Origin of the sequence: Sulfitobacter sp. G21635-S1 (assembly GCF_027213915.1) — a bacterium.
Lineage (GTDB): Bacteria > Pseudomonadota > Alphaproteobacteria > Rhodobacterales > Rhodobacteraceae > Sulfitobacter.
In genome coordinates, this window is sequence record NZ_JAPWGV010000003.1 from 1 (window position 1) to 23,522 (window position 23,522).

The window sequence follows — 23,522 nt, forward strand, 5'->3', positions numbered from 1 at the left end:
CATTGATATTTGTAAGGGAGGCGCTCCGAATGCGCGTCTCAATGCGCCCTCCCAGGCTCGGGCGCGGCCCTTCGTTCAAAAACGTAACGCAGAGCGCAGAAGAACGATTTACCTCCGGCGGCAGCCGCTTCCGGGTTCGTCAGCAATCTGGTGGCGGCACCCGTTTCCGGTGCCGCCATTTTGCCCTCCATCCCAGGGGTGGGGGGCAGTGTGGCAAGGAATGCGCGAATTTTGGTAAGATTACTTTACCAAGAAACTTGTCGCTCGGAACCAATCGCCGTACACCTTTGGAAATTTCCGGGCGAAGGGAGCGCAAGCAATGTCAGACAGGATCAACAAACACGATTTGCAGGTGGAGTCCGCCCTTGTCGCTTTCATCGAGGATGAAGCCCTGCCGGGCAGTGGCGTGACGCCGGATGCCTTCTGGCAGGGGTTTTCGCAACTGGTGCACGAGATGGGCGACAGGAACCGCGCCCTTCTGGCCGAGCGCGAGACGTTGCAGCAGCAGATCGACGATTGGCACATCGCCCACCGGGGCAGGCAACATGACGCCGAAAGCTACCGCAGCTTTCTGACAGATATCGGCTATCTGGTGCCCGAAGGCCCTGATTTCACCATCGAAACCGCCAATGTAGACCCCGAGATCGCAACGGTGCCGGGCCCGCAGCTGGTGGTGCCGATCACAAATGCGCGGTTTGCGCTGAATGCCTGCAATGCGCGCTGGGGCAGTCTTTATGATGCCTTCTATGGCACCGATGCGCTGGGCGATCTGCCCCCGGCGGGTGGCTATGACGCGGCGCGTGGTGCGCGGGTGGTGGCGCGGGCCAAGGCGTTTCTGGATCAGGCGGCACCGCTTGCGGGCGGTTCGCATGCCGATGTGACCGGCTATGCCGTGGAAGATGGCGCATTGTTGCCGGCACTTGCCGATCCTGCGCAATTTGCGGGCTATCGCGGGGATGCGGCCGCACCCTCGGCGATCCTGCTGCGCAACAACGGGCTGCATGTGGAAATCACGGTCGATGCGGACCATCCCATCGGCAGGACCGACCCGGCCCATGTGGCCGATGTCCTGCTGGAAAGCGCGGTCTCCACCATCATGGATTGCGAGGACAGCGTGGCCGCGGTGGATGCCGAGGACAAGGTGGTGGCCTATCGCAACTGGCTGGGGCTGATGAAGGGCGATCTGTCGGAGACCTTCGAGAAGAACGGCAAGCCGATGACACGGGTGATGCACCCGGACCGGAGCTATACCGCGCCGGATGGCGGGGAGGTGACGCTGAAGGGCCGCGCGCTGATGCTGGTGCGCAATGTCGGCCACCTGATGACCAACCCGGCGGTGCTGGACCGCGCGGGCCGCGAAGTGGGTGAGGGGCTGATGGATGCCATGATCACCACGCTGATCGCAATGCACGACCTGAAGCGCGCGGGCGGGAATTCGGTGCAGGGGTCGGTCTATGTGGTCAAGCCCAAGATGCACGGGCCTGCCGAAGTTGCCTTTACCGACGAGATTTTCACCATGGTGGAAGGCCTGCTTGGCCTGCCGGCCCATACCGTGAAACTGGGCATCATGGATGAGGAACGCCGCACCAGTGCCAACCTCAGGGAATGTATCCGCGCGGCGAAACATCGGGTGGCTTTCATCAACACCGGTTTCCTGGACCGCACCGGCGACGAGATCCATACCTCGATGGAGGCCGGGCCGATGGTGCCCAAGGGCGACATGAAGAACGCCACCTGGATCGGCACCTATGAGGACCGCAATGTGGATATCGGCCTGGCCTGCGGGTTGCAGGGGCGGGCGCAGATCGGCAAGGGCATGTGGGCGATGCCGGACATGATGGCCGATATGATCGCGGCAAAGGTGGGTCACCCGATGGCCGGGGCCTCCTGCGCCTGGGTGCCCTCGCCGACCGCGGCCACCCTGCATGCGATGCATTATCATCAGGTCGATGTGATCGCGCGGCAGGACGAGATCCGGGCAGGCGGGCCGCGCGGCACGCTGGCCGATCTGCTGGAGATCCCGGTGCTGGAGGGGCGCAACCTGAGCGCGGCCGAAATCACCCGCGAGATCGAGAACAATGCCCAGGGCATTCTGGGCTATGTGGTGCGCTGGGTCGATCAGGGGGTTGGCTGCTCCAAGGTGCCGGACATCAACGATGTCGGCCTGATGGAAGACCGCGCCACCTGTCGCATTTCCGCCCAGGCGCTGGCGAACTGGCTGCATCACGGGGTGATCGACGCCGATCAGGTCATGGAGGGGCTGAAGAAGATGGCCAGGGTGGTGGATGGTCAGAATGCCGGTGATCCGGCCTATCGCCCGATGGCGCCCGGTTACGACGGCATTGCCTTTCAGGCGGCCTGCGATCTGGTGCTGAAGGGGCGCGAACAGCCTTCGGGCTATACCGAGCCGGTGCTGCATGCGCGGCGGCTGGAGCTGAAGGCGGCGGGCTGAGCGCGGGGTGAAAGCTGCGTGGGGCGCTGCCCCACACCCCGGGAATATTTTTTGCCAAAAAGAGGAGAAGCAGGTGGCTGTTTCATTGAGAAAAGCACGCACGATCATACGCAAGGCGCTGGAGAAGGGCCGCGAGATGGAGCTGAAACCGCTCTCTGTCGTGGTGCTGGATGCAGGCGGCCATGTGCAGGCCTTTGAACGCGAGGACGGGGCGGCGGCGGGGCGCTTTGCCATTGCCCATGGCAAGGCCTATGGCGCGGTGATGCTGGGCATGGCGGGGACGGCGCAGATGAAACGCGCGGAGGATCAGGCCTATTTCATGGCGGCGGTGAACGGGGTTTACGGCGGTCAGGTGATTCCGGTGCCGGGCGGCGTGCTGCTGCGCGACCGCAAGGGGGCGGTGATCGGCGCGGTCGGCGTGACCGGCGATACGTCTGAAAAAGATGCAGAATGCGCGATGGCGGGCATTGCCGCTGCCCGGTTGCAGGGCGAAATCTGACGCGGTGCTTGAGCGGGCGGCGGGCTTGGCCTATGTTTATGCAATTGCAGCAATAGAAGGTGACCCATGGCGCGTCCTGTCGTTGGCATTATCGGAAATTCGCACCTGATCAATGACCAGTACGAGGTGCATGCAGGCGGACAGATGAACACCGAGGCGGTGTCTGCCGTTTCCGACTGCGTGCCTTTCATCATTCCCGCCGACCCCAGGCATCTGTCGGTCAGCGAGTTGATGGAGGTCTGTGACGGCTTTCTGTTCACCGGCGGGCGGCCCAATGTTCACCCCGAGGAATATGGCGAGGCGGCAACCGAGGCGCATGGCGCCTTCGACCGCGCGCGGGACGCGATTGTCCTGCCGCTGATCCGGGCCTGCGTGGAGCGCGGGCAGCCGTTTTTCGGCGTTTGCCGGGGGTTTCAGGAAGTGAACGTGGCAATGGGGGGCACGCTTTACCCCGAAATCCGCGATCTGCCGGGCCGGATGAACCACCGGATGCCGCCCGATGGCACCATCGAGGAGAAGTTCGAGCTGCGCCATGATGTGACCTTTTCCGAGGGGGGGGTCTTTCACAACCTGATCGGGTCGCAGAAGGTGCGCACCAACACGCTGCACGGGCAGGGTATCAAGACCCCCGGTGCCCGGATCATGATGGACGGTTTCGCCGATGACGGCACGCCCGAGGCGATCTATGTCAAGGGGGCCTGCGGGTTTACCCTGTCGGTCCAGTGGCATCCGGAATGGAACGCCGGTCAGGACCCGGTGTCGCGCAAATTGTTCCAGGCCTTCGGGGATGCGGCGCGCAGCTGGGCTGCGGGTGAAGTGGCACCGGCGCTGAAGGCGGTCTGAGCGATGTGGCGGATGCCGCGTTGCTTTGATGCGATCCGCATCGAGGGCAGGTGAGCGGGTATTGCTGCCGTCGCTCAGTGGAGCCAAAGCCCGGAACAAGCCGCAGGCGCTGGCTCGGCTTGCGCTTCGTTTTCGAGGCCCAGGAGGGGCCGGTTCCTGCCGTTCGCAGCGATCTGCGCGACTATCCGTTTTGCGCGCCGCTCGATTGGTCCGGGTCAGCGCGGTGACGTGACGCCGGTTTCACCTGATAACCGGCACTATTGCACAAGGATGAGCGGTTCCTGTTCGGGAGGCGGGAACTGCATCCGCGCAGCTGTCTGACCGATCTGCGCGAATGCGGGCATGCCGCGTCTGAGGTCGCGGTGCAATGAGCAATGGGGCCAGTCCTGTGGCTGCGCGGCCAGACCTGCCTGTACCGGGGCAAGATAGATCAGATCCCGGTGCCGGTTGAAATCGGCGCTGTCGCGGATTTCGTGTTCCCAGAAACGGCGTTGCCAGATCCCTTTTTCCCCGCGCGACCTGCGCGGGTGTGCGATGCGGCGGCATCGGCAGGGCCCGGGAAAAGCGCGCTTTCAACATCCCGATGCGATTGGGGTAACCGGCGCTGTCCGCAGGCAGGGTCCAGATCGTGTGGATGACCGATGGCAGCACGGTAATTGCGTCGATCCGGAAAGGATGGTGTTTCAGACTGTGGCGCATGGCGCGGCGCAACTCGGCGATGCGGCGGACCAGGGCATCATCGTTGCGGTCCGCCAGACGGATTGTGAAGAAATATGTGCCACCGGGGCGGCGTCTGTGAAGGCAGGCGGGCATGCGGCAGGCTAGGCGCATTTTGGTTAAGACGGGGTTAAGCCGGAGGCCGGGGCAGAACCCGCCGGGCGGACCGGAAGCCTGCGGTTTCCGGCGCGCGGCGGTATACGGCGGGGAGGCCCCTACGCTGCGCTGCGGAATTTTCTGCCGTGGCATGGAGTTTCATTGTTGCGTTTCGCTTTATCTGTGTGAAATAAAGTTTCAAATTCGAATCCGCGCCATGGCCTGAAAAAGAGGCGTTCCGGCGGCTGGTCCCGGTCCCAAGATCACCTTTCACATGGTGTTTTGCTTGTGGATCAAGGGGGCGCAGGGTAAGTGCAGGCAGTGCGGGCTCAACGTTCGTGTGTCTGGTGTCCAGAATGGGGGAAGAAGTGTGAAGATCGGTACGCCGAAAGAAATATTCGAAGGAGAAAACCGCGTTGCGATGACGCCTGACTCCGCTTTGCAGCTGCAAAAGCTGGGTCATGACTGCGTGATCGAAACCGGTGCAGGCCTGGCCGCGGGATTTGCCGATGCCGCCTACAAGGAGGCCGGGGTCGAGGTGGTCAAGACCGCCGCCGCCCTGTGGAAGGCCGCTGATGTGGTCGCCAAGGTGCGGGTGCCGTCAGACGCAGAAATGAAAAGACTGCGGGACGGGCAGACGCTGATCTCCTTCTTCAGCCCGGTGGCCGATGAAGCCAGGATGAACCTGGCCGCAGAGAAGGGTGCCACTGTCATCGCGATGGAGATGATCCCGCGCATCAGCCGCGCGCAGAAGATGGATGCGCTGTCCTCGATGGCCAATATCGCGGGCTACCGCGCGGTGATCGAGGCGGGCAACAACTTTGGCCGTTTCTTTACCGGTCAGATCACGGCGGCAGGCAAGGTGCCCCCCGCCAAGGTTCTGGTCGTCGGGGCCGGTGTGGCCGGTCTTGCCGCGATCGGCACCTCCACCTCGCTGGGGGCGATCACCTATGCCTTTGACGTGCGCCCCGAAGTGGCCGAACAGGTCGAGAGCATGGGCGCCGAATTCGTCTATCTCGATTTCGAGGAAGAGCAGCAGGATGGATCCGCTTCGGGCGGCTATGCCTCTGTTTCCTCTCCGGAATTCCGCGAGGCGCAGCTGGCCAAGTTCCGCGAACTGGCCCCCGATGTGGACATCGTGATCACCACCGCGCTGATCCCCAACCGCGAAGCGCCGGAACTGTGGACCGAGGACATGGTCAAATCCATGAAACCGGGATCGGTGATCGTGGACCTTGCGGCGGAAAAGGGTGGCAACTGCAAGCTGACCGTGCCGGACCAGAAGATCGTCACCGACAATGGCGTCACCATCATCGGCTACACCGACTTCCCCAGCCGGATGGCGACCCAGGCCTCGACGCTTTATGCGACCAACATCCGCCATCTGATGACCGATCTGACGCCGGAAAAAGACGGCGTGATCAATCACAACATGGAAGATGACGTGATAAGGGGCGCCACGATTGCCCATGCCAAATCCGTGACCTTCCCACCGCCACCGCCCAAGGTAGCGGCGATTGCGGCGGCGCCGAAGAAGGAAAAGCCAAAGGAGCTGACCCGCGAGGAGAAGGCGGCGCAGGAAGTTGCGGCCTTCAAGGCGCAGACCCGCAATCAGGTGACCCTGTTGGCCATCGGCGGTGCGTTGCTGCTGGCGGTCGGCCTGGTGGCGCCTGCCAGCTTCATGCAGCACTTCATCGTCTTCGTGCTGGCGGTCTTTGTCGGCTTCCAGGTGATCTGGGGCGTGGCGCACAGCCTGCACACGCCGCTGATGGCCGTGACCAATGCGATCTCGTCGATCATCATCCTCGGTGCGCTGATGCAGCTTGGATCAGGCTCGGCCATCGTGGTGATCCTCGCCGCGCTGTCGGTCTTCATGTGTGGCATCAACATCTTTGGTGGCTTCCTCGTGACACGGCGCATGCTCGCCATGTTCCAGAAATCTTAAAGGAGCCAGAGCAATGGAATTTGGTTTTACAACAGCGGCCTATGTTGTCGCGGCTGTCCTGTTCATCCTCTCGCTCGGGGGGCTTTCGGGGCAGGAGAGCGCGAAACGCGCGGTCTGGTACGGCATTGTCGGCATGGGGCTGGCGGTGCTGGCCACGCTGATCGGGCCCGGTTCGGGGCTATGGATCCTGTCGGTGATCCTGGTGATTGCAGGCGGGGCCATCGGCTATCAGCTGGCGACGCGGGTGCAGATGACGCAGATGCCCGAACTGGTCGCGGCGATGCACAGCCTGGTGGGTCTGGCGGCGGTTTTCGTCGGCTTCAACGCCCATTTCGAGATCGCCAATGTGCAGGAAACGCTGCTGAACCCCAATTATGATGTCGCGCAGTTCGGCACCTTTGCCGCGCTGATCGCCAAGAAGACGGCCGTGGAGATCAACATCCTTCGGGTCGAGCTGTTCCTGGGCATCTTCATCGGGGCGGTTACCTTTACGGGATCCGTCATTGCCTATGGCAAACTGGCGGGGCGGGTGAATTCGTCGGCTGCGAAACTGCCCGGCGGGCATATCCTGAACGCCGGTGCGGCCGGTCTCTCGCTGATCTGCCTGATCTGGTACTTCGGCACCGGTGGCTTCCTGCCGCTGTTTGTCATGACGCTTTGCGCGCTGTTCATCGGCTATCACCTGATCATGGGCATCGGCGGCGCCGACATGCCGGTGGTGGTCTCGATGCTGAACAGCTATTCCGGCTGGGCGGCGGCGGCGATCGGCTTCAGCCTTGGCAACGACCTGCTGATCGTGGTCGGCGCGCTGGTCGGTTCTTCGGGTGCGATCCTGTCCTACATCATGTGCAAGGCGATGAACCGCAGTTTTGTCAGCGTGATCCTGGGCGGCTTTGGCGGCCCGGCGGGCGAGCAGATGGCGGTCGAGGGCGAACAGATCGCCATCGAGGCCGACGGCGTTGCCGCGGCGCTGAACGAGGCGGACAGTGTCATCATCATTCCGGGCTACGGCATGGCGGTGGCACAGGCCCAGCAGGCGGTCAGCGAGCTGGTCAAGAAGCTGCGCGCCCAGGGCAAGAACGTGCGTTTCGCCATTCACCCCGTTGCGGGGCGTCTGCCGGGGCATATGAACGTGCTGCTGGCAGAGGCCAAGGTGCCCTATGACATCGTGATGGAGATGGACGAGATCAACGAGGACTTTCCGGATACGGATGTGGCCATCGTGATCGGGTCCAACGACATCGTGAACCCTGCCGCTCAGGACGATCCCAACAGCCCGATTGCCGGCATGCCCGTGCTGGAATGCTGGAAGGCCAAGACGGTCTTTGTCTCCAAGCGGGGGCAGGGCACGGGCTATTCCGGGATCGAGAACCCGCTGTTCTTCAAGGAAAACACGCGGATGTTCTATGGCGATGCAAAGGCCAGCCTGGACAAGCTGCTGCCGCTGATCGACTAGGCAATTTTTTGAAAAATCCGGTCCGGAGGTTTCGAAACCTCTGGCGCCTGTTGAAGACACCCCGTTCGAGAGAGCGGGGTGTTTTTTGTTGGGGGTGCGTTTTCTTCGAAGAAAACGGTTCGGAGTTTTTGAAAACTCCGGTTCAGACGGATGGTATATCGCTCAAGATGATGAGGTGGTGTTGCTGCGGGTGCTGCCGGGGTGCGTTTTCTTCGAAGAAAACGGTTCGGAGTTTTTGAAAACTCCGGTGCAGGCGCATGGTAAATCGCTCAAGATGATGGGGTGGCGTTGCTGCGGGTGCTGCCGGGGTACGTTTTCTTCGAAGAAAACGGTTCGGAGTTTTTGAAAACTCCGGTGCAGGCAACTGGCACTTTGCTCAATCGCTCGGGGTGTCTTCGACGCCCGGCATCATTGCCTTGATCCGTTTCTGCGAAGAAAACCACCAGGGTTTCCGAAAACACCGGTCCGGAGCGCGAAACGGAACAGCTCCGCGGAAAAACCGCTTGAGCTGGAGCGCACTCCAGCTTGTAAAGTCGATTCGTGACCTGGAAATAGGAGCAAGGACATGATGATCGGCGAAGTATCCGACCGCACCGGGCTCAGCATCGACACGCTGCGGTTCTACGAAAAGATCGGCCTGATCGCACCGCCGATGCGCAACGACGCGGGCAGGCGGGTCTATGGCAAGGACGTCTTGGGCTGGGTCGGTTTTCTCGAACAGCTCAATGCCACCGGCATGAAGCAGGCGGACCGCATCCGTTATGCCAAGCTGCACCAGCAGGGCGACAGCACCCTGCGCGCCCGCCGCGAGATGCTGGAGGCGCACCGCGCGGTGATCCGGGAGAAACTGCAACTGATGCAGCAGACCATGGCGCTGATGGACCACAAGGTCGCGCTTTATGAAACACTTGAGGCTGAAACGGAGACACCACAGATATGACCGATGCAACTTTGGAACGCGGCCGGGACCATGTGGCCGGCATGAACCCCGGTCTGGAAGAGGCCTTGGCGGGCAAATACGATCACCTTGTCCCCGGCATGGCCGAAAGCCTGATCGACTGGGCCTACGGCCAGCATTACACGCGCGGCGGGCTGGACAACCGGACCCGGCAATTGTGCACGGTGGCCGCACTGGTGTCGATGGGCGGCTGGACCGGCCCGCAGCTGAAGGTCAATATCGAACATACCCTCGCCGCCGGGGCGGACAGGCGCGAGATCGTGGAGGTGATCTGGCAGATGTCGGTCTATGCGGGGATGCCTGCGGCGATCAACGGGCTGAATGCGGCGCTGGAGGTTTTCGAGGCGGCAAAAAGCTGAAGTGTTGGGGCGGACGCCGGTGATTTCCCGGTCCCGGATGGCGGGTCAGTATACATTGGTGTACTGACAACATGTTGAATAAAATCAGTTTTCTCTGTTAAATGTGGAAAATTCCCCTATGTTTCGTCGAAATGCAATTGCTGGACGGACCCGCCATGGCCCCGATCAAGGACTATCCCCAACGCTACGCGCTCTCGGGCGAATTGCACGCGCGTCCATTTCCCTCGCTCAAGGCCCCGGCGACGGTCGCCTTTCTGGCGATCAAGCAACCCCTGGATGCGGCTTCGCGCGACAGGTCTGCGGATTTTGCACATCTAGCGGCCCTGCTGGATCACTATGGCGCGCCCCGCCCGGATCCCAATGCGACCCATTACTCCGGCGAGATGGGGAAATACTGGCTGAAGTGGGAACAGCACACCGAACTGGTCACCTATATGGTGATCCGCAATGACCTGAGCGCGCGGCCCTTCGACCCGTCGCAATTCGATGTCTTTCCCGACTACTGGCTTGATGAGGCGCCCGGCGGGCGGATTACCTCGGCCCTGTTGCGGGTCATGGAGCGGCCACAGGAGGACGAGACCATATCGTCCCATCTGCGCGACTGGTTCGTGCCGGAAAGCCTTGCCGTGGCTTCGGTGCTGGACGGGGCGGCGGTGGTGGCCAGCGATTTCCGCATCGATTCATCCGGCCATCTGCGGATCGCCGTCTTTCCCGACGCCACCACCGGCAGCGGCCGGATCGGGCGCATTGTGCAGCGGCTTTGCGAGATCGAACTTTACAAGGCGGCCTCGATGTTGGGCTTTTCCATGGTGCGCGAGGTTGGCCCCCAGCTGAACAGGCTGGATACCAAGCTGACCGACCTGATGGCAGAGATGCGCGGGCCGGCAGCGCGGGCAGAAGACACGCTGCATGCGCTGCTGGACATTTCGGTGGAGCTGGAGACATTGGCCGCGCAATCCGCCTTCCGCTTCGGGGCGACGGGGGCCTATCAGGCGATTGTGGACCAACGCATCGAGGTGCTGCGCGAGACGCGGTTCATGGGGCAGCAGGGCTTTGCCGAATTCATGATGCGCCGGTACGAACCGGCAATGCGCACCGTGCAATCGGCAGAGCGGCGGCTGGGCATCATGTCGGCCCGGTCGATCCGCGCCTCAGAGCTGCTGCGCACCCGGGTGGATGTGGAACGGTCTGCGCAGAATCAGGCGATCCTGGCCAGCATGGACCGGCGCGCCGACCTTCAGCTGCGCCTGCAGCGCACGGTCGAGGGGCTGTCGGTGGTGGCGATCAGCTATTACGCGGTGTCTCTGGCGGGATACCTGCTGTACCCGGTGGCCGAGGCGACAGGCCTCAGCAAGGGGCTGCTGACCGCTGCTGTGACCCTGCCGGTGGTGGCGGTGGTGTGGTTGCTGATCAGCAGGCTGCGCAAGCACCTGGACTGACTGGGGGACCGCGCCCGGTTCAGGCGTGCCGGACCGCCGCATCGCTGAGCAGGGCATGTGTCGCCCTGGTGCCGATGCCGATCATCACGATGGCCAGCACGGCAGCGACAGAGAGTGTCGGCACACCGGAGAGCCCCGCGCCAAGGGTACAGCCGCCCGCCAGCACGCCCCCGATGCCCATCAGCACCGCCCCCAGCAAATAGCGCCCGGTCTGGCGCGGCGTCTCGAAGCTTTGCCAGGCAAAGCCGCCAAAGATGAGGCTGGCCAGCAGGGCACCGGCGACAACGCCGCCCAGCAATCCCACGCCAAATCCTGCCGGGATCGAGGTGCTGGCGATGCTCCAGAACAGGGTTTCGGCAGAGGGGGAGGTGAAGGACAGGCTTTCCATCGCGATCGGGTCGAAATCGTCGTAAAGGATGAAACCTGTGCCGACCCAGGCCAGCGGCACCAGCAGGCCGATCAGCACGGCCAGTACCAGGTGCAGCGGGCGGTTGCCCGACCGCAGGCCAATGGCCAGTGCGGCGGCCGCGATCAGCCCCGCCCAGAGCAGCGCACCGCCGGGCAGGGCGGCAAGGCTGACGGCTTCTCCCATGTTCAAGGTGACCTGGCCCAGGGCGACGCGGAGCGGGGCCAGCACCCCCTTCAGGGTCATATGCGCCACCACGGCAAAGCAAAGCAGGACGACGGCTGCCCGCAGGTTGCCGGTGCCGGTCAGCACCGTCAGCCGCGAGATGCAGCCACGGGTCAGCACCATGCCCGCGCCGAACAGCAGCCCGCCCACCGCAATGGCAAGCACGGGCACTTCGGACACCATGAAACGGTGGTCGGCAAAGCTGATCCAGCCCAGGGCAACCGCGCCCTGGGTGCCCAGCACCGCCACGGCAAGCGCGGTGAACCAGACACCGGCGGCGGCGCGGCTGTCCTCGCCGACAAGGGAGCGGCGGAAACAGAATTTGGTGATCTGCGCCAGGAGGCCGAAGACAAGCCCGATGGCCAGGGCAAAATAGACAACCGCCTGCGGCGCGGTGAGGCTCTCGAAGCCGAATGATTCAAACATCGCCAAAATTCCCCAAGGTGCCGGTATCGCGCCGGTCATCAGATATCCTGTCTTGCTTTCAAGGTGATTTCCTGCCAGTTCTGGCAGGAAATCCGCGAAGAGCCGCAAAAGCAGAATTATTTCCCATTTGGCGGGGTCCGGGGCAGGGATCAAGCACTGCGGCGGAGGACATGGCGGTGCCAAAGGGAACAGATTTCCGGAATTCTTCGCGAAAGCGGGACGGCTTTCAGCTGATGGCGCACCGAAAGGTCAGACCGGCCCCGGCCTGGGGCCGGGGCGGTGTCATGGTCCTTTTTTGGGGCTATCTGCCCCGGATGCGGGGGTCGAGCGCATCGCGCAACCCGTCGCCGAGATAGTTCACACCAAGCACGGTCAGCGAGATGGCGATCCCCGGCAGCAGCACCCTTTCGGGGAAATCCTGCATCCGCGGCACCGCATCGGCCAGCAGCTTGCCCCAGGTGGGATAGTCTGACGGGAAACCGACGCCAAGAAAGCTGAGCGCGCTTTCGGTGATGATCGCGGTGGCCAGGCCCAGCGTGGCCGAGACCATGATGGGCGAGATCACATTGGGCAGCAGGTGGCGGCGGATGATCTTGCCGCTGGTGGTCCCGATGGACCGCGCGGCAAGGATGAATTCACGCTCTTTCAGCGCCAGGATATCGCCGCGCACGATCCGTGCAGTCTGCATCCAGGAGGTCAGCCCGATCACCGAGACGATGAGGATGAACATGCCGCCCTCCGGCCCGAAGCGCGAGTTCAGCGGCTGGCGGAACAGGGTCACGGCCAGCAGCACCAGCGGCAGGATCGGCAGCGACAGGACCAGATCGGTAAAGCGCATCAGCCAGAAGTCGAGCCATTTGAAATAGCCTGCGATCACCCCGACAGCTGTGCCGATCACCAGCGCGAGCCCCATGGCGAGCCAGCCCACGGCCATCGACACCCGCCCGCCGGAAATCATCTGCGCCAGGATATCGCGGCCCAGCTGATCGGTGCCAAAGGGATGCGCCCAGCCTGCATTGGCCCCGCCATCCCAGAGCAGGGTATAGACGGGACGCCAGTTCTTGTTGCGAATGTCCAGCGCCTTGGGGTCCACATCCCAGATATAGGGGCCGAAAACCACGGCGAAAGTGATCAGCAACAGGAACCCGCCGCCAAAGACAGCGCCCTTGTGTTTGCGGAACTGGTCCCAGACATCGCGCCACTGGCTGCGGGGCGGCTTGGACGGCCCCTTGTCCATCAGCGCGCCGATGGTTTCGATATCGGCCTCCAGCGGGCTGGCAGGTGTCGCTTGCTCAGTCATAGCGGATCCTCGGGTCGAGCAGACCGTAAAGCACGTCTGCGATGAGGTTGAACAGCACGATCAGGATCGCAAAGATGAAGGTCAGGGTCATCACCATCGGCAGATCGTTGGCAAAAAGCGCCGTCAGCAGCAGCTGGCCGATGCCATTCACCTTGAACACATTCTCGGTGATGATCGCGCCGCCGAAGATGGCGGGCATGCCCAGGGCGATGACGGTGACGACCGGGATCATCGAGTTGCGCAGCACATGGACCATCACGACAACGCCTTCCTTCAGGCCCTTGGCACGGGCCGTGCGCACGTAATCCTGATTGAGGTTGTCCAGCATGGCACCGCGCATATAGCGGCTGATCTGTGCGGTGGTTTGCAGGGCCAGCACCATCACCGGCATGATCATCTGAAAGAACTGCACCTTGAAGCTGGCCCAGTCGTTGACGACATGGGTGGTGTCATAGATCGAGGGCAGCCAGCCCAGATAGACCGAGAAGATCACGATCAGCAGGGGGCCGGTGAAAAACGGCGGAATGGAAAAGCCGATCATGGTGATGAAGGTCCCCGCCTGATCGAACACCGAATAATGCCGGTAGGCAGAATAGATGCCGATGGGAATGGCGATCACGATTCCGACGATATAGCTCAGCCCGACAACCCAGAGGGTCTGCGGCATCCGTTGGGCCACGATGTCCATGACCGGGCTGCGGGTCTGCCAGGAGATCACCCGCAGCTCACCGTTGTAGAGCGAAGTGTCGGGCAGCCAGCCCAGCAGGGTGCTTGAGTTGGTCAGATAGTCGACAAGGACCTTGGGTTCGATCCAGAAGAACTGCACCAGCCACTTGTAGTATTGCACGTACCAGGCCTGGCCCAGGCCAAGCGCCTCGCGCATCTTCTGTTTCACTTCCGGGGGCACGGTCAGGGGGACCTGGGCCATCGGGTCGCCGGGGGCCAGTTGTAACAGGCCGAAAATCACAAGACTGATCAGCAAAAGCGTCGGGATCGACAACAACAATCGTCGGATGGTGAAGGTCAACATAAGCGCCGCCTTTTCTTATCGGTCTTAGGGAGGGTATGCGGGTCGGGTCCAGGAGCCGCAAACCGCGATGGAAAGCGACCGGAAAGGGGCGCGCAATTGCTGCGCGCCCCGCCGGTTACATCATTCCTTGATGCGATACCAGTCCGCTGCGTTCCACAGTTCGGAATCCCAGGTATTCAGGATCACACCGCCCAGGGTGTTGGACGCGGCAGAGACACGGCCACGGTCCACCAGCGGCACGATGGTCATCGTGTCCTTGGTTAACATGTTGTTGAGCTGCTTGGCGATCTCGCCGCGCTTGTCCAGCTCGCCGGTGCGGGACAATTCGTCCAGCAGGGCGTCGTATTCTTCCGAGCAGAAGCGGTTGATGTTCTCACCCTGCCACTGGCTGCTTGGCTTGGGCTCGTTGCCGCAACGATACTGCGAGAGATAGGCCTGCGGATCGGTGCCGTCGAAGTTGTTGGCGTACATTTCCACGTCCGCATAGAACTTCTGGAAGGTGTCGGGCGAACCGGGATCACCGCCAAAGAACACGGATGCATCCAGGTTGCGCAGTTCGGTTTCCACGCCGATCTGGCTCCACCAATCCTTGATCAGCGCCTGAAAGTCCTGCCGGACGGCGTTGGTCGATGTCTGGTACAGCAGAGACAGTTTCTTGCCGTCCTTGTCGCGCACGCCGTCACCGTCGGTGTCGGTCCAGCCCGCTTCTTCCAGCAGCGCCTTGGCACCTTCGATGTCCTGCGTCAGGCATTCTGTGTTGTCAGAGGCATAGAGCGCCGGTGCCGGCACCAGATTGCAGGTCGGGCGACCGGCCTGACCATAGCCCACTTCGACAAGCAGTTCGCGGTCGATGGCCATGGAGAGCGCCTTGCGCACCTTGAAGTCCGACAGGATCGGGTGCGGATGCGCCACGGTGGAACGTTCGCCCTCCGGCAGGTCGGGGGAAGGATCGGTCATGTTCATCTCGATCCGCTCAACCAGCGTCCCGAAGGCCGAGATCGGCTTGCCCTTGCCTGCTTCGGCCATCTTGGCCAGCACATCGGGGGCAAGCTGCATGTTCCAGGCGTAATCGTATTCGCCTGTCTCCATGACGGCACGACCCGCCGCAACGGCATCGCCGCCACCCTTGAACGTCACGGACGCAAAGGCGGGCTTGCTTGGATCGCGGTAGTTCGGGTTGGCTTCAAGCTGGATCACGTCGTTGGGACGGAAATCCGTGACCATGAAGGGGCCGGTGCCGATGGGGTTGAAGTTGGCCTCGGTACATTCGGGGGCCTTGGGGCCAAGGCATTCGGCGAATTGCGCTGCCTGAATAATGGGCGATTGCGCGCCCATGAAGGGGCCATAGGGGTTTGGTTTGGCTTCGGAGAAATTCACCGTCAGCGTCAGGTCGTCGATGATGTCGATGGATTCAACCCCATCGAACTTCGCGCCCTGTGCACAGCCGCCTTCGGGGTGCATGCAGTATTCAGCAGTGAATTTGACGTCTGCCGATGTCACCGGCGTGCCATCGGACCACAGCAGGCCCTCTTTCAGCTTCCAGGTGATGGATTTCAGGTCTTCGCTGACGCCGCCGTTTTCGACGGTAGGGATCTCTTCCGCAAGGAAGGGCACCAGCGCGCCGGTTTCGTCATAGCGGCCGAGCGGTTCGATCACCAGGCTGGCCGCTTCGAGATCCTTTGTGCCGCCAGACAGATAGGGGGTCATGATGGAGGGGGCTTGCCAATAAATGATCTTGACCTCGCCGTCCCTGCCACGCTCGCCATCGGCCAGCGCGAGGGGGGCAAAGGCCGTTGTGGCGATTGCACCCATCAGTATGGTTCTCAGTTTCATTTTATACTCCTTGTTGGACGCATTGGTGCGCCGCGTTCTGCTACGGGGTTGTGCCCGTCTTGTCTTGCCACCCGAAGGCCGGATTAACTATGGTCTCTAACCTTGCGTAAACTAGGATAAATACCAAAGAAGTGCGGGTCCGTCCCCCGGAGCGCATGCGCAGTATCGAAACAGGTTTTCGAAGAAATGCAAGTCCCGAGATTTGCCGACAGCAATTTCAACCGTCTTCGGGCGACAGTGGTTTGACGCAGGTTCGGATTGGCCTTAGCGTTCGGCAACTGCATTCGCGGAGCTCACCGGGGGAAAACATGCTGGATCAATCAAGCACGTCACCAATCGCACAGATCAAGGGCCTACGTGTCGAATTTCAGACCAAGGATGGGCCGGTAGTCGGGGTCGAAGATGTCAGTTTTGACATCAATCCGGGTGAAACGGTCTGTGTGGTGGGCGAATCCGGGTCCGGCAAATCGGTGTCTTCGCTGTCGCTGATGCGGCTGATCGAGTATGGCGGCGGTGAAATCGCGGGCGGACGCCTGCTTTTTAATCGCTCGGAGGGCGGCGAGATCGACCTCGCCCAGACCGATCAGGCGCTGATGCGCCGCATCCGGGGCAATGAGATCGGGATGATCTTTCAGGAACCGATGACGGCGCTGAACCCGGTCTTTACGGTGGGCCGCCAGATGACCGAAGGGCTGCGCCTGCACAAGAACCTCAGCAAGTCGCAGGCGGAGGAACGGGCGCTGGCACTGCTGAAACAGGTGCGCATCCCCGAGCCGGAGCGGCGGTTGAAACAATATCCGCATGAGCTGTCGGGGGGCATGCGCCAGCGTGTGGTGATCGCCATGGCGCTGGCCTGCGAGCCGCGCCTGCTGATCGCGGATGAGCCGACCACGGCGCTGGATGTGACGATTCAGGCGGAGATTCTCGCGCTGATGGACCGGCTCAAACGCGAGACCGGCACGGCGGTGATGTTCATCACCCATGACATGGCGGTGGTGGCCCAGATGGCGGACCGCGTGGTGGTGATGTTCCGCGGTCTCAAGGTCGAGGAAGGGACAGTCGAGGAGATCTTCGAAAACCCCAAGCACGCCTATACCAAGGCGCTGCTGGCGGCGGTGCCCAAGCTGGGCGAGATGACCGGCAAGGCCTATCCGGAGCCGATGAAACTGCTGGGGACCAGGGGGCAGGAGATCAAGCCGATCAAGGGCACCAACGAGACCCTGCTGACGGTCAAGAACCTGACCACGCGGTTTGCGGTCACGGGCGGTTTTTTGCGCCGCACGGTGGCCAATGTCCATGCGGTGGAGGATCTGTCCTTTACCATCAACAAGGGGCAGACCCTGAGCCTGGTGGGGGAATCGGGCTGCGGGAAATCCACCGCGGGCCGGTCGATCCTGCGGCTGGTGGAGCCGCTGTCGGGCGAGATCAACATTGACGGCAAGGACATCATGGCGCTGAACCAGCGCGATCTGCGCACCGCGCGGCTGGACATGCAGATGATCTTTCAGGATCCCTTCGCCTCGCTCAACCCGCAGATGCAGCTGGCCGACCAGGTGGCGGAGCCGATCCACAATTTCCGAACGCTCAAGGGCGGCGATGTCGGCAAACGGGTCGAGATGCTGTTCGACCGGGTTGAACTGCCGCGCAGCTTCATGCGCCGTTTCCCGCATGAGTTGTCGGGCGGTCAGCGCCAGAGGGTCGCGATTGCCCGTGCGCTGGCGCTGAACCCCAAGCTGATCATCGCGGATGAAGCGGTCAGCGCGCTGGACGTGAGCGTTCAGGCGCAGGTGCTGAACCTGATGATGGAACTGCAGGCCGAACTGGGACTGTCGTTCCTGTTCATCAGTCATGACATGGCGGTGGTCGAACGGGTCAGCCATCAGGTCGGCGTGATGTACCTGGGGCGCATCGTGGAACTGGGGCCGCGCGCCCGCGTTTTCGAGAATCCGCAGCATCCCTATACCCAGGCCCTGATGAAGGCGGTGCCGGTCGCGGACCCCCGCCAGCGCAAGAAAGAGAGCGAATTGAACTTCAAACCGATTCCCTCGCCGATCCGTCCGGTCGACTATGTCGCGGGCCCCTCGGAATACCGGGAAGTGGAGCCGGGACATCTGGTGCTGACCTCGGACAGCGGCTACTGACTTGCCGGGACAGCCACCGTTTATCCCCGACCACGCGCCCCGTTTCCTGTTCGGGAAAAGGGGCCTTCGACGAATGGACCCATCATGACCGACCGCCTTTCTCCCCTTGAACTGATGGAAAAGCTGGTCAGCTTTCCGACCGTCAGCCGCGATACCAATATTCCGCTGATCGACTGGGTGGCGGCGTATCTGGGCAGCCATGGCATCGAATCGCATCGCTACATCGACCCCGAACAGCCCAAACATGCGCTCTTTGCCCATGTGGGCCCCTGGGAGGAAGGCGCGGTGGTACTGTCGGGACATACCGATGTGGTGCCGATCGACGGGCAGCCCTGGGACAGCGATCCGTTCAGCGTCGTCGAGCGGGACGGCAAATACTATGGCCGCGGCACCTGCGACATGAAGGGATTCGATGCGCTGGCGCTCTGGGCGCTGGTGGAGGCGAAATATGCCGGTGTCACCCGCCCCCTGCAGCTTGCGCTGAGTTTCGACGAAGAGGTCGGCTGTACCGGCGCGCCGCCGATGATCGAGGCAATGCAGCCGGTTCTGCCGAAGGGCAGCGCGGTGATCGTGGGGGAACCCTCGTCGATGCAGGCGGTCACGGGCCACAAGGGCGGCACCGGGTTCGACACCCATGTGGTGGGCTTCGAGGTGCATTCCTCGCTGCTGCATACCGGCGTCAATGCGATCATGGCGGGGGCCAAGCTGATCGAATGGGCCAATGAGATGAACACCGAGAACATGGAGCGCAAGCCGACCGAGCTGGCGGCGATGTTCAACCCGCCTTTCACCACGGCGCATGTGGGCATGATCTCGGGCGGGACGGCGCATAACATCACCGCCAAGGATTGCCATTTCGCGATGGATTTCCGCGTGGTGCCGGGCGAGGACAAGGATGCCTGGGGCACTGCTTACCTCAAGAAGGTGCGCGCGGTGGAAAAGCAGATGCAGGCCGTGGTGCCGGAGACCTATATCTCGGTCACGCCGCGATTCGACGTGCCCGCGCTGCAGCCCGAAACGGAAGGCGAGGCCGAGACACTGGTGCGCCAGATCACCGGCGACAACGCCAGCCACAAGGTCAGCTACGGCACCGAGGCGGGGCAGTTTCAGGAGGCGGGCTATTCCGCCGTGATCTGCGGCCCCGGCAGCATCGACCAGGCCCATCAGCCCAATGAATTCATCGAGGTCAGCCAGTTCGAGGCGGGCCATGATTTCATGAAGAAACTGGTGGCGCGGCTGGGCGGCTGAGCAACGCCGGTGGCGCGCTCGCGTGACCGGCTCTCCGGGGGCCGCGTTGCCTTGGTGTATTTTTGACAAAAGAAGCCGGGGGGTCGCCAGCCCCGGCACGAGGTGTCCAGGCATGAAGGGTTTCCCGATTTCGATGCGCAACCCGGTGGTCTATCCCGGGCCGCCGCCCCCCGACACGGATGTGGTGGTGATCGGCGGCGGGGTCATCGGGGTCTGCGCGGCGCTCTACCTCGCGCGGGCGGGGCAGCGGGTGACGCTGCTGGAAAAGGGCCGCATCGCGGGCGAGCAATCCTCGCGCAACTGGGGCTGGATCCGCCAGCAGGGCCGCGACCCTGCGGAGCTGCCGATCATGATGGAGGCGCGGCGGCTCTGGCAGGATCTGGCGGCCGGGACCAACGAAGATTTCGGTCTGCGCCAGACCGGGGTGACCTATCTGGCCGAGACCGGCAAGACGCTGGCCAGCTACGAGGCCTGGGCCGGGATCGCCGCGGCGCAGGGGCTGGACACCCGCATGTTGTCACCGGAGGAAGTGGCGGCGATGTTCCCGGGGCTGACGCGACGTTATGCGGGGGGCATGACCACCCCGTCGGACATGCGGGCGGAGCCCTGGCTGGCGGTGCCGGTGCTGGCGGGGATCGCCGCGCGCGCCGGGGTCTGCATTGTGGAGAACTGCGCGGTGCGGCAGCTGGATCTCGCGGCGGGGCGCGTCACCGGCGTTCTGACCGAGACCGGCCGCATTGCCTGCGCACAGGTGGTGCTGGCAGGCGGGGCCTGGTCGGCGCTGTTCCTGCGCAATCACGGTATTTCCCTGCCGCAGCTGTCGGTGCGCGAAACCGTGGTGGCCACGGAACCCCTGGCGGATGTACATGCCGGTGCCGCGGCGGACGACGGGCTGGCTTTCCGGCGGCGCGAGGATGGGGGATATACCCTTGCGGGCAGCGGCAGGGCCGAGCTTTTCATCGGGCCGGACGCCTTTCGCGCGCTGCCGCATTACCTGCCGCAGCTGCGTGCAGCCCCCTTCGACCAGAGCTACAGCCCGGCGGCACCCCGCGGCTATCCCGACGCCTGGGGCACGCCGCGGCGCTGGAGCGGTGCGGAGGAAAGCCCGTTTGAGCGGATGCGCATTCTGGACCCCGCGCCGAACCGGCGGCTGGTGAACCGGGCCTGCCGTGGCTTTGAGGTGCGGTATCCCGAACTGGGGCCGGTGAAGGTCAAGGCCGCCTGGGCGGGCATGATCGACACCATGCCGGACATCGTGCCGGTGATCGACCGCAGCCCCGACATCGAGGGGCTGGTGATCGGCACCGGCATGTCGGGCCACGGCTTTGGCATCGGGCCGGGGGTCGGGCGGTGCCTGGCCGCTCTGGTCACAGGCGGCGAGCTGGGCCATGATCTGAGCAGATTCCGCGCCAGCCGATTCACCGATGGGAGCGCGATCAAACTGCCGCCTCTTTGAACCATTGCTGCAAAGGACATGCCATGCCGATCAAGAACCGCTTTGCCGAGACCCATGCCGAGATCACAGCCTGGCGCAGGCATCTGCACGAGACCCCGGAATTGCTGTTCGATGTGCATGAGACGGTGAAATTCGTCGAGGAAAAGCTGCGCAGCTTCGGCATTACCGACATCACCACCGGGATCGGCAAGACCGGGCTGGTCGCGGTGATCGAGGGGCGCAGCAACTCCTCCGGGCGCACCCTGGGGCTGCGGGCCGATATGGACGCGCTGCCGATGACCGAGGCCACGGGGCTGGACTATGCCTCAAAGGTGCCGGGAAAGATGCATGCCTGCGGCCATGACGGGCATACCGCGATGCTGCTGGGCGCGGCGCAGTATCTGGCGGAGACACGGAATTTCGACGGCCGCTGCGTGCTGATCTTTCAGCCAGCGGAGGAAGGCGGCGGCGGCGGCAACGAGATGGTCAAGGACGGCCTGATGGACCGATGGGGCATCCAGGAAGTTTACGGCATGCACAACATACCGGACTTTCCGGCGGGTGAATTCGCGATCCGGCATGGCGCATTGCTGGCGGCGGCGGATGAATTCGAGGTCATTATCGAAGGGCGCGGCAGCCATGCGGCGGCCCCGCATAACGGCGCGGACAGCAACCTTGCGGCGGCGCATGTGATCGTGGCGCTGCAAAGCATCGCGTCGCGCAATGTGGATCCGGTGAAACAGGTGGTGGTCTCCGTCACCACGGTGCAGAGCGATACGGACAGCCACAACGTCTTGCCCCAGTCCGTGCGGCTTCGGGGCACAGTGCGCACGCTGGACGAGGCGGTGCGCGACCTCGCCGAAGCGCGGTTTCACGACGTCGTCACCCATACCGCAGCGGCCTATCAATGCGGGGCAAAGATCTCCTACATGCGCGGCTACCCGGTGACGGTGAACCACCCCGACCAGACCGATTTCGCCGCCGACATGGCCGAAAAGGTGGCACCCGGCGTGATCCGCGATCTGCCGCCCGTGATGGCGGGGGAGGATTTCTCCTACATGCTGAACGCGCGGCCGGGGGCCTATATGATGATCGGCAATGGTGACAGCGCCTCGCTGCACCACCCGGCGTATGACTTTAACGATGCGGCGATCCCGGCGGGCTGTTCGTGGTTCGCCGAACTGGTGGAAACCCGGATGCCGGTGGGATAGACCAAGGCGAAAGGTGGGCGGTTCGCCCATCTGCCGGACGTTTTGCACGCTGCCGACCCGCGTGGCGGCCCCGTGCCCCAAACCATCGAAAAGGAAACCCGATGCCCGTCAAGAACCGCTTTGCCGAACTGCATGATGACATTACCGCCTGGCGACGAGATCTGCACGAACACCCCGAAATCCTGTTCGAGACGCACCGCACTTCGGCCACTGTCGCCGAAAAGCTGCGCGCCTTTGGCTGTGACGAGGTGGTCGAGGGGATCGGGCGCACCGGGGTTGTGGGCGTGATCAAGGGCAAGACCACCGCGTCGGGCAAGGTGATCGGGCTGCGCGCCGATATGGATGCGCTGCCGATTCACGAGCAGACCGGGCTCGACTACGCCTCCAAGACGGCGAATGCGATGCATGCCTGTGGCCATGACGGCCATACCGCAATGCTGCTGGGTGCGGCGCAATATCTAGCGGAGACCCGCAATTTCGATGGCACCGCCGTGGTGATCTTTCAGCCTGCCGAAGAGGGCGGCGGCGGCGGCAAGGTCATGTGCGACGACGGCATGATGGAGCGTTGGGGCATCCAGGAGGTCTATGGCATGCACAACTGGCCGGGCATGCCCACCGGCAGTTTCGGCATCCGCACCGGCCCGTTCTTTGCCGCCACCGACCTGTTGAAGATCGAGGTCGAGGGGCTGGGCGGCCATGCGGCCAAGCCGCATGAGACGATTGATACCGGGGTCGTGACGGCACATATCATCACCGCGCTGCAGACCATCGTCAGCCGCAATGCGGATCCGATTGGTAATATCGTGGTCTCGATCACCTCCATCGAATCCTCCTCCAAGGCCTTCAACGTGATCCCGCAGCGGGTGAACCTGATGGGCACCGTGCGCACCCTGAGCAACGATCTGCGCGATCTGGCGGAAAAACGCGTGACGGAGATCTGCGAGGGCATTGCCGCCAGCTTTGGTGCCAAGGCCACGGTGGATTACAAGCGCAACTATCCGGTGATGGTGAACCATCCCGAGCAGACCGAATTCGCCGCCCAAGTGGCACGCAGCGTGTCGGGCCAGTGCGACGAGGCGCCGCTGGTCATGGGGGGCGAGGATTTCGCCTTCATGCTGGAAGAACGGCCCGGGGCCTATATTCTGGTGGGCAACGGCGACGGGGCGATGGTGCACCACCCGATGTACAACTTCAATGACGAGGCGATCCCGGCGGGCTGCAGCTGGTGGGCGGGTATCGTAGAGCAGCGGATGCCAGCGGCCTGATTGTCAGCGCGGGGCGGGCATGGGTCCGTCCCGTGCCACACAAGGGGCGCAGGCGGGGGCAGACGCCCAGCGGTCATTCATGGATAATGCAGCTAAGGGCAGGATTGAGGCCCTCCGAACCCCGAGATTAGGCACAAGCCGGGCCATCGCCTGCCCGGGGTAGGCGATGTCGACCTCGCTCATGCCACTTTATTTCTCAGCCATGATGAATCCCATCGGTGGCACGACCAGCCTAACC

The 23,522-nt window shown here is 63.1% G+C and carries 18 protein-coding genes; 14 read left to right on the forward strand and 4 right to left on the reverse strand.

The annotated features are described in order from the left end of the window. Positions 1 to 319 precede the first annotated feature (319 nt). From O4H53_RS04110 to O4H53_RS04150, 9 genes are all read left to right on the forward strand, one after another. Positions 320 to 2,452: a malate synthase G gene (locus tag O4H53_RS04110; RefSeq protein WP_269361610.1), complete on the forward strand. Its 2,133-nt coding sequence runs from the start codon at positions 320 to 322 to the stop codon at positions 2,450 to 2,452. 73 nt (positions 2,453 to 2,525) lie between these two features. Further along, positions 2,526 to 2,951: a GlcG/HbpS family heme-binding protein gene (locus tag O4H53_RS04115; RefSeq protein WP_269361611.1), complete on the forward strand. Its 426-nt coding sequence runs from the start codon at positions 2,526 to 2,528 to the stop codon at positions 2,949 to 2,951. Between the two features lie 66 nt (positions 2,952 to 3,017). Continuing rightward, positions 3,018 to 3,794, forward strand: a complete 777-nt coding sequence (locus tag O4H53_RS04120) for a gamma-glutamyl-gamma-aminobutyrate hydrolase family protein (RefSeq protein ID WP_269361612.1) — start codon at positions 3,018 to 3,020, stop codon at positions 3,792 to 3,794. Positions 3,795 to 4,977: 1,183 nt separating this feature from the next. Beyond that, positions 4,978 to 6,552, forward strand: a complete 1,575-nt coding sequence (locus O4H53_RS04125; protein WP_269361613.1) for a Re/Si-specific NAD(P)(+) transhydrogenase subunit alpha — start codon at positions 4,978 to 4,980, stop codon at positions 6,550 to 6,552. Between the two features lie 13 nt (positions 6,553 to 6,565). Beyond that, on the forward strand, positions 6,566 to 8,008 hold the full coding sequence (locus O4H53_RS04130) for an NAD(P)(+) transhydrogenase (Re/Si-specific) subunit beta (protein ID WP_269361614.1): 1,443 nt from the start codon (positions 6,566 to 6,568) through the stop codon (positions 8,006 to 8,008). An 88-nt stretch (positions 8,009 to 8,096) separates the two neighbouring features. After that, on the forward strand, positions 8,097 to 8,354 hold the full coding sequence (locus O4H53_RS04135) for a hypothetical protein (RefSeq protein WP_269361615.1): 258 nt from the start codon (positions 8,097 to 8,099) through the stop codon (positions 8,352 to 8,354). A gap of 219 nt (positions 8,355 to 8,573) precedes the next feature. Next, positions 8,574 to 8,948 carry a MerR family transcriptional regulator gene (locus tag O4H53_RS04140; RefSeq protein ID WP_269361616.1) on the forward strand — a complete coding sequence of 125 codons (375 nt, stop codon included), beginning with the start codon at positions 8,574 to 8,576 and terminating at the stop codon, positions 8,946 to 8,948. Further along, a complete protein-coding gene (locus tag O4H53_RS04145) occupies positions 8,945 to 9,325 on the forward strand; it encodes a carboxymuconolactone decarboxylase family protein (RefSeq protein WP_269361617.1) in 381 nt (126 codons plus the stop codon). The genes O4H53_RS04140 and O4H53_RS04145 overlap by 4 nt, the downstream gene beginning before the upstream one ends. Positions 9,326 to 9,480: 155 nt before the next feature. Beyond that, positions 9,481 to 10,764: a DUF3422 family protein gene (locus O4H53_RS04150; protein ID WP_269362073.1), complete on the forward strand. Its 1,284-nt coding sequence runs from the start codon at positions 9,481 to 9,483 to the stop codon at positions 10,762 to 10,764. 19 nt (positions 10,765 to 10,783) lie between these two features. Here the strand turns inward: O4H53_RS04150 and O4H53_RS04155 are convergent, their stop codons facing one another. From O4H53_RS04155 to O4H53_RS04170, 4 genes are all read right to left on the reverse strand, one after another. Next, positions 10,784 to 11,821, reverse strand: coding sequence for a YeeE/YedE family protein (locus tag O4H53_RS04155; RefSeq protein ID WP_269361618.1), 1,038 nt, complete (start codon positions 11,819 to 11,821; stop codon positions 10,784 to 10,786). Positions 11,822 to 12,122: 301 nt separating this feature from the next. Further along, positions 12,123 to 13,121, reverse strand: coding sequence for an ABC transporter permease (locus O4H53_RS04160; protein ID WP_114275570.1), 999 nt, complete (start codon positions 13,119 to 13,121; stop codon positions 12,123 to 12,125). After that, on the reverse strand, positions 13,114 to 14,151 hold the full coding sequence (locus tag O4H53_RS04165) for an ABC transporter permease (protein ID WP_269361619.1): 1,038 nt from the start codon (positions 14,149 to 14,151) through the stop codon (positions 13,114 to 13,116). Before O4H53_RS04165 ends, O4H53_RS04160 begins: the two co-directional genes overlap by 8 nt. A gap of 120 nt (positions 14,152 to 14,271) precedes the next feature. Next, positions 14,272 to 15,984 carry a peptide ABC transporter substrate-binding protein gene (locus O4H53_RS04170; RefSeq protein WP_269361620.1) on the reverse strand — a complete coding sequence of 571 codons (1,713 nt, stop codon included), beginning with the start codon at positions 15,982 to 15,984 and terminating at the stop codon, positions 14,272 to 14,274. Between the two features lie 308 nt (positions 15,985 to 16,292). Here O4H53_RS04170 and O4H53_RS04175 point away from each other — a divergent pair, with 308 nt between their 5' ends. The 5 genes from O4H53_RS04175 to O4H53_RS04195 all read left to right on the forward strand — a co-directional run bounded on the left by O4H53_RS04175 (position 16,293) and on the right by O4H53_RS04195 (position 23,284). After that, positions 16,293 to 18,125, forward strand: a complete 1,833-nt coding sequence (locus O4H53_RS04175) for an ABC transporter ATP-binding protein (RefSeq protein ID WP_269361621.1) — start codon at positions 16,293 to 16,295, stop codon at positions 18,123 to 18,125. 84 nt (positions 18,126 to 18,209) lie between these two features. After that, a complete protein-coding gene (argE, locus tag O4H53_RS04180) occupies positions 18,210 to 19,373 on the forward strand; it encodes an acetylornithine deacetylase (RefSeq protein WP_269361622.1) in 1,164 nt (387 codons plus the stop codon). 112 nt (positions 19,374 to 19,485) lie between these two features. Beyond that, positions 19,486 to 20,829: an NAD(P)/FAD-dependent oxidoreductase gene (locus O4H53_RS04185; RefSeq protein WP_269361623.1), complete on the forward strand. Its 1,344-nt coding sequence runs from the start codon at positions 19,486 to 19,488 to the stop codon at positions 20,827 to 20,829. 23 nt (positions 20,830 to 20,852) lie between these two features. Next, positions 20,853 to 22,019: a M20 aminoacylase family protein gene (locus O4H53_RS04190; RefSeq protein WP_269361624.1), complete on the forward strand. Its 1,167-nt coding sequence runs from the start codon at positions 20,853 to 20,855 to the stop codon at positions 22,017 to 22,019. A gap of 101 nt (positions 22,020 to 22,120) precedes the next feature. Beyond that, the gene (locus O4H53_RS04195; protein WP_269361625.1) at positions 22,121 to 23,284 is read left to right on the forward strand and encodes a M20 aminoacylase family protein; all 1,164 of its coding nucleotides are present in this window, start codon (positions 22,121 to 22,123) and stop codon (positions 23,282 to 23,284) included. The last annotated feature ends 238 nt before the right edge of the window (positions 23,285 to 23,522 follow it).